We start from the raw sequence: 11,746 nt of genomic DNA on the forward strand, positions 1-11,746 counted from the left end.
GTACGCCCGACCGGGGCCGGGCGTGGAGCAGCTCAGGAGGAACGCCGGGCCCGCAGGCGCCGACCAAGACGCGACAGCAGCCCCTGGATGCCACCGGGTGCGGCGATCATGACGACGATCAGGGTGAGGCCGAAGATCGCCAGCGGCAGGTTTCCCTCCAGCCGCTGCGCCACCGCGGGCGAGAGCGTGAGCAACTCGGTCGCGGAGTGGGTGAGGTCGGGAAGGGCGACAAGCAGGATGGCCCCCCAGAGCGCGCCGGTGAGCCGACCCAGGCCGCCGATCACCACGGCCATCAGCAGGAACAGCGACAGGGTCAGCGAGAACGCCCCGGGTGAGACGCTCTGCGCGAGCACCGCCAGCAGCGCCCCGCCGAGTCCGGCGGTGGCGGCGCTGACCACGAATGCGAGGACCTGGGTACGGGCCACGTGGATGCCGGCCAGGCGGGCCGCCACCTCGTCGTCCCGAACCGCCCGGAAGGTACGCCCGTACCGGCTGCGGGTCAGGTTGGCCAGCAGCAGCAACGCGAGCAGGGTGGCCGCGCCGGTGAGCCAGAGCTGCCACCGCTCGTAGGGGAAGTACGGGCCGAGCGACAGCGGCGGCGGCTCCACCGGCACCGACAGCCCCTGCTCGCCGTTGAAGACGCCGTCGAAGGTGACGGCCAGCGCCGGCACGACGACGGCCACCGCGAGGGTCACCCCGGCCAGGTAGGGGCCGCGCAGCCGGGCCGCCGCCACCCCGACCACCGCCCCGACCGCGACGGTGCTGACGATCGCCGCGCCCAACGAGAGCGGCAGCAGCCAGCCGCCGGTCATCCCCCGGTCGGCGAACGCGTTCTGGCACAGCGCCAGGGTGTACGCCCCGGTGGCCATCAACGCGCCGTGCCCGAGCGAGAGCTGACCGTTGAGTCCGGTGAGGACGGTCAGCCCGGCGGTCGCGCAGAGGTAGGCGGCCACGGTGGCGAGCTGGAAGTTACGGAACGGCTCGACGGCGTAGCTGACCCCGACCAGCAGGAGCCCGACGACGAGCACGATCGCGAGGTGGCGCAGCAGGGTCGAGCCGCGTCGCCGGTCGACGGGGCGGCCCACGTCGACGAGCTGCTGTTTCGGCGGCACCGCCGCCCTCGTGGCGCTCACACCCGCCTCGCCGCGACCGGGGCGAACAGCCCACCGGGCCGGACCAGCAGCACCGCCAGCAGCAGGACCAGCACCGCGAGCGGCGTGAGGTCGCTGCCGGCGTAACCGCTCACGTAGGAGAGCAGCAGACCCACCACCAGGCCACCGACCACCGCGCCCGGTGGGCTGTCCAGCCCACCGACCACCGCCGCGGTGAACGCCGAGACGAACACCAGGTCCATCGCGTGCGGGTGCAGGCCCAACTCGGTCGGCAGGACCAGCATGGCGGCCAGCGCGCCCACCCCGGAGGCGAGTGCCCAGCCGAGGGTCAACATGCCACCGACGTTGACCCCGAGCAGCCGGGACACCTCCGGGGCGAAGGCTGCCGCCCGCATCCGCAACCCCACCGGGGTACGCGCGAACATCCAGGCCAGGCCGCTGACCACCACCGCGATCGTGGCGAAGACGAACAGGTCGTACGGCGACAGCACGGCCACCCCGCCGACGGTGAGCGCGGACCTACCGAACGGCGCCTCGGCGGGACGGAACTCGTTGCCGTACACCATGCCCAGCACGGCCTGGATCAACAGCACCAGCCCGAGCGCGACGATCACGGGGTTGAGCGGCGAGGTGTGGTCGACGTGCCGCATCACGACGCGGTCCACGAGCGCGCCGAGCAGCAGGCCGGCGACGATCGCGACCACGAAACCCAGCCAGTAGGAGCCGGTCGTGGCGCTGACCGTGTAGGCGACGTACGCGGCGGCGACGGCCATCGCCCCCTGGGCGAAGTTGACGACCCGCGCCGCCCGCCAGATGAGCACCAGGGCCAGCGCGAACGCGGCGTACACCGCGCCCCGGGACAGGCCGTCGATGGTGAGGAAGACGAAGCGGTCCAACAGTCCTCCCTCCGGGGGACGAGGTGGTGGTCAGAAACCGAGGTACGCGTGGCGCAGGTCGACGTCGTCACGCAACTGCACGGCCGGTGCGGCGATCACCACCCGGCCGAGGGACATCACGACGCCCTGGTCGGCGACGGCGAGCGCGCTGCGCACGTTCTGTTCGACGAGCAGGACGGTCAGGCCGGTGCGGTCGCGTAGCTGGCGGAGCAGGGCCATGGTCCGGGCGACCACCCGTGGCGCCAGGCCGAGTGACGGCTCGTCGAGCAGCAGCAGGCGGGGTCGGCCGACCAGGGCCCGGCCGAGCGCGAGCATCTGCCGCTCACCGCCGGAGAGTTGGTGGCCGAGGTGCCGGCGGCGTCGGGCCAGCGGCTCGAAGAGGTCGTAGACCTCGTCGAGGGCACGCCGCGCGTCGGCCCGGTCCCGCCGCCACAGCCCGCCGAGGCGCAGGTTCTCGTCGACGGTCAGCTCACTGATCACGCCCCGCCCCTCCGGGACGTGCGCCATGCCGCGCCGGACGAGCTGCTCCACAGGCGTGCCGCGCAGGTCCTCCCCGGCGAGCAGCACCTGGCCGGCGACCGGGCGGATCATGCCGGAGAGCGCTCGCAGCAGGGTGGTCTTGCCGGCGCCGTTCGCGCCGACGACCGCGGCGATGGTGCCGGCCGGGACGGTGAGGTCGATGGCCCGCAGCACGGGCGCGGCACCGTAACCGGCGACCAGCCCTCGCACGACGAGCAGGTCGGTCGCGGTCATGGGGAGACCTCCTCGACGGTGGCGCCGAGGTACGCGTCGGTGACCGCCGGGTCGTCGCGGATCTCGTCCGGGGTGCCGGCGGCGATGACCTTGCCGAAGTCGAGCACCACGAGTTCGTCGCAGACCGCCATCACCAGGTCCATGTGGTGCTCGACGAGCAGCACCGCACAGGGGTCGTCGTCGCGCCGGGGCAGGCGCCGGACCAGCTCGGCCAGCTCGGCGATGTCGTCGGCGCCGAGGCCACCGGCGGGCTCGTCGAGCAGCAGCAGCCGGGGTCGGGCGGCGAGCGCGCGGGCCAGGGCGACCCGCTGGCGTACCGCGAAGGGAAGCGTGGTCGGCGCGGCCTCGGCGTGCCCGGCGATGCCCAGGTCGTCGAGGATGTCCAGGGCGTGCCGACGCAGCCGGCGCTCGTCGCGGTCGCTCGCCGGCAGCCCGAGCAGCGCCGGGACGAAGCCCGCCCGGGCGGTGTGCGACGCGCCGGCCATCACGTTCTCCAGCACGGTCAGTCCGGCGAAGAGGCCGGTGCCCTGGAGGGTCCGGGCGATGCCGAGCCGGGTCAGCCGGTGCGGCCGGGGCCGCAGCGGCCGACCGTCGAGGGTGAGCGAGCCCGTCTCCGGCGCGACGAACCCGCAGATCACGTTGAACAGCGTGGTCTTGCCGGCGCCGTTGGGCCCGATCACGCCCACCACCCGGTTGGGTGGGACGCGCAGCGAGACGTCGTCGAGGGCGGTGAGGCCGCCGAAACGGACGCCGATGTGGTGCAGTTCGAGGCCTCGCTCCATCACCCATCCCTCTGTCGTGGCGGGTGTTTATTTACACTCGCAGTGTACGTTTCTCGGGTATCGCGTCAAGACCTTCAATGGCCCTCGTCCGCACGCCGACGGGGCGGCCGCCACCGGCGACCGCCCCGCGACCACGCTCAGGAGCTGGGACAGGTGTTGCGGTACTCCTCGATCTGCGAACCGCTCGGGCCGGGGCAGAGGAACTGCTCGTAGCGGGTGTCGTCGTCGACGAACCGCTTCAACCAGGCCACCATCTGCCGGGCGGTGGGCGTGTTCGTCGTCTGCGGGAAGAAGTGGCTCGCCCCGTTCAGCTCCAGGTACGCCTTCTCGGCGGAGGCCGGGATGCTGTTGTAGAACGGCACCGAGTGCGTCGCCACCGGCGCGACGGTGTCGCTCTCCCCGCCGATGATCAGCGTGGGCACCCGCAGCTCGGACCAACTCTTGTCGGTGTTCCACGGTGCCAGCGGCACGGCGGCCTGCAACGACGGCCGCGACGAGGCCGCCTCCAGGGTGCCCCCGCCACCCATCGAGTGCCCGGCCACCGCGAGTCGACTGCTGTCGATCCGGGTACGCACCGAGCTGCGCTGGGTGAGGTAATCGAGCGCGGCGAGGAGCTGCCGGCCCCGGCTGTCCGGCTGGTCCAGCCGGGTGTTGGTCTCGATGCCGATCACCACGAAGCCGTGCGAGGCGATGCGCGGTCCGAGCCAGCTGATGCTGGACCAGGCGGCGGTGTAACCGGGCGAGATCGCGATGGCGCCGAAGGTGCCCTCGCTGGTGCTTGTCGGGTAGTAGATGACGCCGCCGCCGAAGCCGGTGACGCTCAGCGACGACACGCTCTGCGAGGCCGTGGCGAACGGGCCGCGGCTGGCCTCCAGGATCGAGGTGGTCGGGGCCGGACCCCGCTCGTACGGGCCGGCGGCCTGCGCGGCGCCGGTCGGGCCGGAGAGAACGCCGCCGGCGACCAGGACGGCGGTCACCGCGAGCCGAGCTGCGACGGAACGGGGACGGGTGGTGGTTGGTGAGGACACGTCGGGCACTCCCTAGGGTCGAGGGAAATCGACGTACATGAGTTTTGGCCGGTCCACCGGTCCGCGCATCGGCGAAATCACCAGTTCCGGCGCAGGTTGCCGGGATCGATGGTGTTTCGACCCTCTGACCAGGGGTAGCAGGGCTCTCGCCTGCCCGCACACGCTCCCTGGAGGGGTTCGTCAAGTGGAAACAAGCAAGCCCGCCGAGGCGGTCAAGAACGCCGTGAAGACGGCCTCCGGCAAGATCGCCGACGCCCTCACCCCGGATGTCCCCGGCGCGCCGGGAAGCGCGCCACCAAGCGTCGAGGAGCCGACGACGCCACACGACCCGCTACCACCGAAGCCGGAGCAGGGGGCACCGCAGACGCGGACGCCGACCGGTGCCGAGACCGGCGTCCCGGCGACCGCGAAGGGGCAGCAGGGCGCCTACCTCACGACCGCGAACGGAGCGCGGCTGCGCGACACGGACCACTCGCTCAAGGCCGGGCCGCGCGGCCCGGTGCTGCTGCAGGACCACCACCTCCGCGAGAAGATCACGCACTTCGACCACGAGCGCATCCCGGAGCGCGTGGTGCACGCCCGGGGAGCCGGCGCGCACGGCGTGTTCACCGCGTACGGCACCGCCGAGGCGGTCACCAGGGCCGGCTTCCTCAAGAAGGGGCGCGAGACCGACGTCTTCGTGCGGTTCTCCACAGTGCTCGGCTCGCGGGGTTCGGCCGACACGGTCCGCGACACCCGCGGCTTCGCGACCAAGTTCTACACCGACGAGGGCACCTTCGACCTGGTCGGCAACAACATTCCGGTCTTCTTCATCCAGGACGCGATCAAGTTCCCGGACATCATCCACGCCGGCAAGCCGCACCCGGACCGGGAGATCCCCCAGGCGCAGAGCGCCCACGACACCTTCTGGGACTTCGTGTCGCTGCACACCGAGGCGCAGCACCACACCATCTGGAACATGTCCGACCGGGGCATCCCGCGGTCGTACCGGACGATGGAGGGCTTCGGTGTGCACACCTTCCGCCTCGTCAACGAGGCCGGGGAGACGGTGCTGGCGAAGTTCCACTGGAAGCCCAAGCTGGGCGTGCACTCGCTGACCTGGGAGGAGGCACAGCTGATCGGGGGCATCGACCCGGACTTCCACAGGCGCGACCTCTACGACGCGATCGAGGCCGGCGCGTACCCCGAGTGGGAGCTGGGCATCCAGGTCTTCCCCGACACCCCGGAGGAGACCTTCGCCGGCGTCGACCTGCTGGACCCGACGAAGATCGTGCCGGAGGAACTGGCCGAGGTACAGCCGATCGGGCGGCTGGTGCTCAACCGGACGCCGACGAACTTCTTCGCCGAGACCGAGCAGGTCGCCTTCCACCTGGGCCACCTGCCGCCGGGCATCGACGTGACGAACGACCCGCTGTTGCAGGGCCGGCTCTTCTCCTACGTCGACACGCAGCTCACCCGACTGGGCGGGCCCAACTTCACCCAGATCCCGATCAACCGCCCGCACGCCGCCGTGAACGACATGCTGCGCGACGGCTTCCACCAGCACGCCGTGCACGCCGGCGTGGCGCCGTACCGGCCGAACTCGCTCGACGGCGGCAACCCGTTCCCGGCCGGCGACGCCGAGCACGCCTTCGTCGACGTGCCGGTCACGGTGGCGCAGGCGCCGAAGGTACGCGCCAACCCCGCCTCGTTCGACGACCACTACAGCCAGGTACGCCTGTTCTGGTCGAGCATGTCGCCGGTGGAGAAGGAGCACATCATCCGGGCGTACACCTTCGAGCTGGGCAAGTGCTACCACCAGGCGATCAAGGAGCGTCAGCTCCAGTGCCTGGCCAACATCGACCCGGTGCTCTGCGAGCAGGTCGCCACCGGGCTGGGTCTGCCCACCCCGCAGCCGACGGAGCCGCTCGCCGACGTCACGCCCAGCCCGGCGCTGTCACAGGTCGGCCGGGAGTGGCCGAGTGACGGTCGGATGGTCGGCATCGTCGTCGACCCCGACGGCGACCTGGACGGCGTCGACGAGGTCCGGCGGGCCGTGTTCGCGGCCGGCATGGTGCCGCTGCTGATCGCCCCGCACGGTGGCGTGGTGGGCGGTATGCCGGTGCAGCGCACCTTCGCCACCGGCCGGTCCGTCGAGTTCGACGCGGTCCTGCTGGCCGGAGCGCCGGCGCCCGCGCCGGATGCCGTCCCGGCCCGCGACGCCAAGGCGGGTACGCCGGCGCCGGCCGCCGTCGATCCCCGCGTGCTGCTCCTCGTCGAGGAGTCCTGGCGGCACGCCAAGGCCGTGGGCGCCTGGGGCGCCGGCGTCGCGGTGCTGGAGCAGGTCGGGGTGGCCGGCACGCCCGGCGTCGTGACGGCGGGTTCCGGCGCCGAGGCGCTGGCTGCCGTGCAGCAGTTGATGGCCGCGCACCGGGTGTGGGAGAGGTTCCCCGCCACTGTCGCCTGACCGTCGTCGAGCAGTGCCGAGGGCTGCCCTACCCGCGAAGCGGGGGGCAGCCCTCGTTGCCGCCGGCGAGCAGCCCACCACCACCAGGGCCGCCCGGTGCAGACGGCATTGCCTTACGCTGATGCCCGTGCTGTCCACCTTGAACGATCGCGATCCGCGCGAGATCGGCGGGTACCGCCTGCGCGCCCGACTCGGTGCCGGAGGCATGGGCGAGGTCTACCTCAGCTTCGCACCGGGGGGACGCCCGCTGGCGATCAAGGTGATCCGCCCGGAGTACGCCGATGATCCGGACTTCCGAGCCAGGTTCGCGCGCGAGGTACGAGCGGCCCAGGAGGTGTCGGGCCGGTACACGGCGCCGCTGCTGGAAGCCGACCCGGCCGCGCCCGTACCCTGGCTGGCGACGGCATACGTCATCGGGCCGACGCTGCTGGACGCGGTACGCGCGCACGGCCCCCTGCCGCTGCCAAGCGCGCAGACGCTCATCGCCACGATTGCCGCCGCGCTGCAGAACATCCACTCCTGCGATGTCATCCACCGGGACCTCTCGCCCGGCAATGTCATCCTCGCCGCCAACGGTCCGACGGTCATCGACTTCGGCGTCGCCCGCGCGACGGACATCACCAAGAGCCTCATCTCACGCACGCCCATCGGCACGCCCGGCTTCATGGCTCCGGAGGTCGCGCTCGGTCAGGAGGCCGTGCCCGCCTCCGACGTCTTCGCCCTCGGCGCGGTCGTGTACTTCGCCTCGACCGGCCGGTCAGCCTTCGGTGAGGGGACGTTTGCCAGCCAGCTCCTGCGGATCACCAACGGCGAGGCGGATCTGACCGGCTGTCCACCGGAGCTGCGAGGCCTGATCGAGCGGTGCCTGTCGGTCGACCCCGCCGATCGGCCGACCACCGCCGAGGTGATCGCCGAGTGCGCCGGCACGCCCAGGCCGGCCGAGGGCTGGCTGCCTCCGGCGTTGACGGCCGACATCGCCGCACGTACGGCGGAGCTGGCGCGCGTCGCGGCCCAACCCGCTCCGCCGGCCACGGTCCCGCCCCGCCGAAACAGCGTCCGGCGGTGGCTGGTCGCCGCCGGAACCGCGGCCGTGGTCTTGACGGCGGCCACAGTGGTCACGGTCAAACTGCTCCCCGACTCGACCGACCCGGGAAGGGACACCGCAGGGCTGGCCAGCTCGTCCGCAACGCCGGCGGCGCAGATCAGCAGCACCGCGCCGGCGGCCAGCCCGCCACCTCCGTCCCCGTCTCCAACTCCATCTCCATCTCCATCTCCGACAGCGGACGAGGTCCGGTGGACGGGCAACATCCGGATCAACGGCGACGGCATCGACCTGGACCAGCTCCCGCCCACCGTGGACCCGGACGCCGGCGTGGTCGATCTGAAACTCGGCCTTACCAACAACGTGGAGTCCACCATCGGCGGGATCGGCGGTGGAGACGAGACAAGCGTCGCGCACCTGCCCGCGAACACCCAGCCATCGCCCCGGGCCTGCCACGACCTGATCGCGACGGTCGGCACCACCCGCGTCACGGTCCAGAAGAACTCGGTGTTCTGTTTCCAGACCGAGAAGGGCCTGGTGGGCTACGCCACCGTCAAGACCATCAGTGGCGGCTTCACCGCGGGGGACACCGCGACGGCGACGCTGTGGGCCACTACGGAGTTCGCCTGAGGTCGGCATACGCCCTGATCCGACGCACAAGCGAATGGTCCGAGCCCAGCTCCGCCCCAGCCCGAGCCAGCAGTCGCACCAGCGCGAAGGCCGCCAGAGCCTCGCGTCCCTGACCGAACTGGACCTGAATCTCGGTGAACTGGCCGGCCAGCCGGGAGGCGAGGGCCTCCGCCGCGACCCGCGCCCCGCCGACACCGGCCAGGGCGTCGCGGACCTCCGCCGCGCCGGGTCGCACGGCCGGGTCGGCGGCGAGCATGCGATCGACGAGGTCCGCCAGGCCTGGCGGCAGCGCCGGCCGCAGCTGCGCGAGCGACCGGGCGGCCCGTCCGGAGCTCGCGTCCGCCGCGACCGGCATAGACCCGCTGAGTAGCACGTGCAGGGTGACGCCGAGCGCGTAGACATCGGAGGGCGGACCGCCCGGGAGGCCGTCGCGCCGCTCCGGCGCCAGATAGCCGGGCGTGCCGATCACCACACCGATCTGGGTCACCCGGGTCAGGTTCGGGGCGGCGGCGAGCCCGAAGTCGACAAGCTTGACCTGCTGACGGCCGCGCTCACCGTCGAGCATGATGTTCTCCAGCTTGATGTCGCGATGCACGATCGGATCCGGCCGGTCGTGCAGGACCGTCAACGCGCCGGCCAGCGCGACCCCGTAGCTGGCCGCCTCGTCCACCGGGAGCGGCAGCCGCGGCCTCACGAACGTCAGCAGATTCGGACCGGTGAGCCGCTCCATGACGATGTAATCGTCACCGACATCGAGAATGTAGACGATGTTGGGGTGCCGGATCCCGGCGAGCACCCGCGCTTCGCGCAGCAACCGGGCGAGGTGAGCAGGCTCGCCCTCGTCCCGGACCACCTTGATCGCGACATCCCGGTCCATTTTCGTGTCCCGGGCCAGGAACACCTGCCCGAAGCCGCCGGCGCCGATGCGCTCACCAAGGGTGTAGCGATCATCCAACCGCCGGCCGATCACCGGTGATCCCGGTGCTGGCGGGTCTGCGCGTCGAACGCCACAGCGGGCGGCTCGACAGGCGATGACGGCCCGACGTCGAAGACGTAGTGTCGGCCGCTGACCACCAGCTTGACCCGGTCATGCAGGGCGACCGCGTCGCGGAAGTCCCACCGCTCCGGCCGGCCGGGCGGAAGCCGGCGGCCTTTGACGCGCACGCCGTGGCTGCTGCGCAGATCGGCGACCGTCAGCGCCTGACCGTCCCAACGGATCTCGGCGTGCCGCCGGCTGATCCACTCCAGGAGCGCCGCTGGCACGCGCTGGAGCAGCTCCCGGCCGACGACCACCGGCTCGCCCGGCGGCACCTGAAAACGATCGACCACCTTACGGTCCACCGATACCTTGATCTGCAACGGGCGTACGAGCGGGCCGAGGTCGGCCATCGCCTGTCGGTGCGTCGGGCAGCACACCCGACCGTTGCGGTACACCGGAAGCGGTTGACCATCGGCACGCCCGGCGCCGAAGAGTGGGCACTCCGGCTCGGGGCACAACCAGGCACGCGACAGAGGCGCGCGCCGCAACTGGCGTTCCCGGTCGTACAGCCCTGCCTCCCGCAGCAGATCCTGCTCCTCGGCGCTGGACAGCACCCGCTCGGGGTAGATCGGGATCGTCCGCGCGACGACCCGGACGCCGTCGCCGTCGGGCTCCATGCCGAGGAAGCGGTCGGAGCTGCCCGGGATCCAGGGGAAAGCCCGATGCCTGCCCTTGTAGGTGTCGTGGCTGACAATCCTGGCGCCCGTGACGTCGGCGATCTCGACGACGCGATCGTCCGCGCCCTCGCGGGCCTCGACCCAGCCGAGATCGATCCAGCGCTTCAGGTTGCGCCTGTCGGTCGGCGGCAGCAGGTCCGTTCGACGCCAGAGCGACCAGTCGGTCACGGCGTACACCCGAACGGTCTCGTCCTGCAGGTAGCTCTTGAGACCGTTGATCAACGCCGGCAGGCGGCGCATGTCGGCTTCCCGTGCACTGCACAGCCCACGCTCGCGCACCACGTTCGACAGATCGAGAACGACATCAGTCACGTCCGGGACCGTGGTCAGATGCTCTTCAATCCACACGGTCCACACTGTACGTGGCACGCATCGTCGCTTCCGCGACCCTAATCGACGCGGGGCCACCGACAATTCCGTTCACAATTGGCGTCCCCGCATCGTCGTCGTGGGATCAGCCGATGTCCGCCAGCCGGGGCAGCACCTCGTCGCCGAGGCGCGTGGCGAACTCGACCGGGTGCCGGTCCGGCGTCACCTGCACCTCGCTCACACCGAGCGCGGCGTAGTCGGAGACCTCGGCGAGGAACGCGTCGGTGTCGTCAAGCGGCGACCGGGAGGCCACCACCGTCTTCTCGATGGTGTCGTAGTCGCGGCCCTCGGAGGCACAGTGCCCGCGCAGCACGTCCAGCTTGCGCGCCACGTCGTCGACGCCGGCACGGCCGAACAGGTTGCAGGCGTCGGCATAGCGCGCCACCAGCAGGAGCGTCTTCTTCTCGCCCCCGCCACCGATCATGATGGGCGGGTGCGGGCGGCGCAGCGGCTGCGGCGAGTTGATGGTCTCGGCGAGCTGGTAGTGGCGTCCGTCGAACGGCCCGTCGTCGGCACTCCACATCTGCAGGCAGATGCGCAGCGTCTCCTCCAGCCGCTCGAACCGCTCGGCCACCGGGACCACCGGCACGCCCAGCCCGAGCTGCTCCCGCTCGTACCAGGAGGCGCCGATGCCGAGGCGGGCCCGGCCGCCGGAGAGCACGTCGAGGGTCGTCACGGTCTTGGCCAGCAACCCCGGGTACCGGTACATCACACCGGTGACCAGCACGCCCAACGTCATCCGCTCGGTCTTCGCCGCGACGTAGCCGAGCGTCGTGTACGCCTCCAGCATCGGCTCCTCGGCGGCGAAGACCGCGTCCATCTGGAAGAAGTGGTCCATCACGGTGAACGACGCGACGCCGGCCTGCTCGGCGGTGGTGGCCGCCTGTGCCAGGGTGGGCGCGATCGCGGTCGGGTCGGCCGGGGTCGAGTAGTTCCAGTAGTGCAGCCCGAGCTTCATGTGGCACCTCCGCA

General features: G+C 71.7%; 10 protein-coding genes. 2 read left to right on the forward strand and 8 right to left on the reverse strand.

Features of this window, described 5'->3' with window-relative positions:
- Positions 1-32: 32 nt before the first annotated feature.
- From ACGFH8_RS25490 to ACGFH8_RS25510, 5 genes are all read right to left on the reverse strand, one after another.
- Positions 33-1,133, reverse strand: a complete 1,101-nt coding sequence (locus ACGFH8_RS25490; protein ID WP_393371530.1) for a branched-chain amino acid ABC transporter permease — start codon at positions 1,131-1,133, stop codon at positions 33-35.
- On the reverse strand, positions 1,130-2,008 hold the full coding sequence (locus tag ACGFH8_RS25495) for a branched-chain amino acid ABC transporter permease (RefSeq protein WP_393371533.1): 879 nt from the start codon (positions 2,006-2,008) through the stop codon (positions 1,130-1,132). The genes ACGFH8_RS25490 and ACGFH8_RS25495 overlap by 4 nt, the downstream gene beginning before the upstream one ends.
- Before the next feature lie 30 nt (positions 2,009-2,038).
- A complete protein-coding gene (locus ACGFH8_RS25500) occupies positions 2,039-2,761 on the reverse strand; it encodes an ABC transporter ATP-binding protein (RefSeq protein WP_393371536.1) in 723 nt (240 codons plus the stop codon).
- Positions 2,758-3,543 carry an ABC transporter ATP-binding protein gene (locus tag ACGFH8_RS25505; protein WP_393371539.1) on the reverse strand — a complete coding sequence of 262 codons (786 nt, stop codon included), beginning with the start codon at positions 3,541-3,543 and terminating at the stop codon, positions 2,758-2,760. Before ACGFH8_RS25505 ends, ACGFH8_RS25500 begins: the two co-directional genes overlap by 4 nt.
- A 137-nt stretch (positions 3,544-3,680) precedes the next feature.
- On the reverse strand, positions 3,681-4,571 hold the full coding sequence (locus ACGFH8_RS25510) for an alpha/beta hydrolase family protein (protein ID WP_393371541.1): 891 nt from the start codon (positions 4,569-4,571) through the stop codon (positions 3,681-3,683).
- Positions 4,572-4,755: 184 nt separating this feature from the next.
- Between ACGFH8_RS25510 and ACGFH8_RS25515 the strand changes: the two genes are divergently transcribed.
- Both ACGFH8_RS25515 and ACGFH8_RS25520 read left to right on the forward strand, forming a co-directional pair.
- A complete protein-coding gene (locus tag ACGFH8_RS25515; protein ID WP_393371544.1) occupies positions 4,756-7,017 on the forward strand; it encodes a catalase in 2,262 nt (753 codons plus the stop codon).
- A gap of 127 nt (positions 7,018-7,144) precedes the next feature.
- Complete coding sequence (locus ACGFH8_RS25520) at positions 7,145-8,689, forward strand: serine/threonine-protein kinase (RefSeq protein WP_393371547.1); 1,545 nt, start codon at positions 7,145-7,147, stop codon at positions 8,687-8,689.
- Here ACGFH8_RS25520 and ACGFH8_RS25525 read toward each other — a convergent pair.
- From ACGFH8_RS25525 to ACGFH8_RS25535, 3 genes are read right to left on the reverse strand one after another with little or no spacing between them, the layout of a single operon-like run.
- Positions 8,673-9,659 (reverse strand): serine/threonine-protein kinase, encoded by a 987-nt coding sequence (locus ACGFH8_RS25525; protein WP_393371549.1) that lies wholly within the window; start codon positions 9,657-9,659, stop codon positions 8,673-8,675. The genes ACGFH8_RS25520 and ACGFH8_RS25525 overlap by 17 nt on opposite strands.
- On the reverse strand, positions 9,656-10,813 hold the full coding sequence (locus tag ACGFH8_RS25530; protein ID WP_393371552.1) for an FHA domain-containing protein: 1,158 nt from the start codon (positions 10,811-10,813) through the stop codon (positions 9,656-9,658). Before ACGFH8_RS25530 ends, ACGFH8_RS25525 begins: the two co-directional genes overlap by 4 nt.
- Positions 10,814-10,859: 46 nt before the next feature.
- On the reverse strand, positions 10,860-11,732 hold the full coding sequence (locus tag ACGFH8_RS25535) for an LLM class F420-dependent oxidoreductase (RefSeq protein ID WP_393371555.1): 873 nt from the start codon (positions 11,730-11,732) through the stop codon (positions 10,860-10,862).
- Between the last annotated feature and the right edge of the window lie 14 nt (positions 11,733-11,746).

Source organism: Micromonospora sp. NPDC049175 (assembly GCF_043197345.1).
GTDB lineage: Bacteria > Actinomycetota > Actinomycetes > Mycobacteriales > Micromonosporaceae > Micromonospora.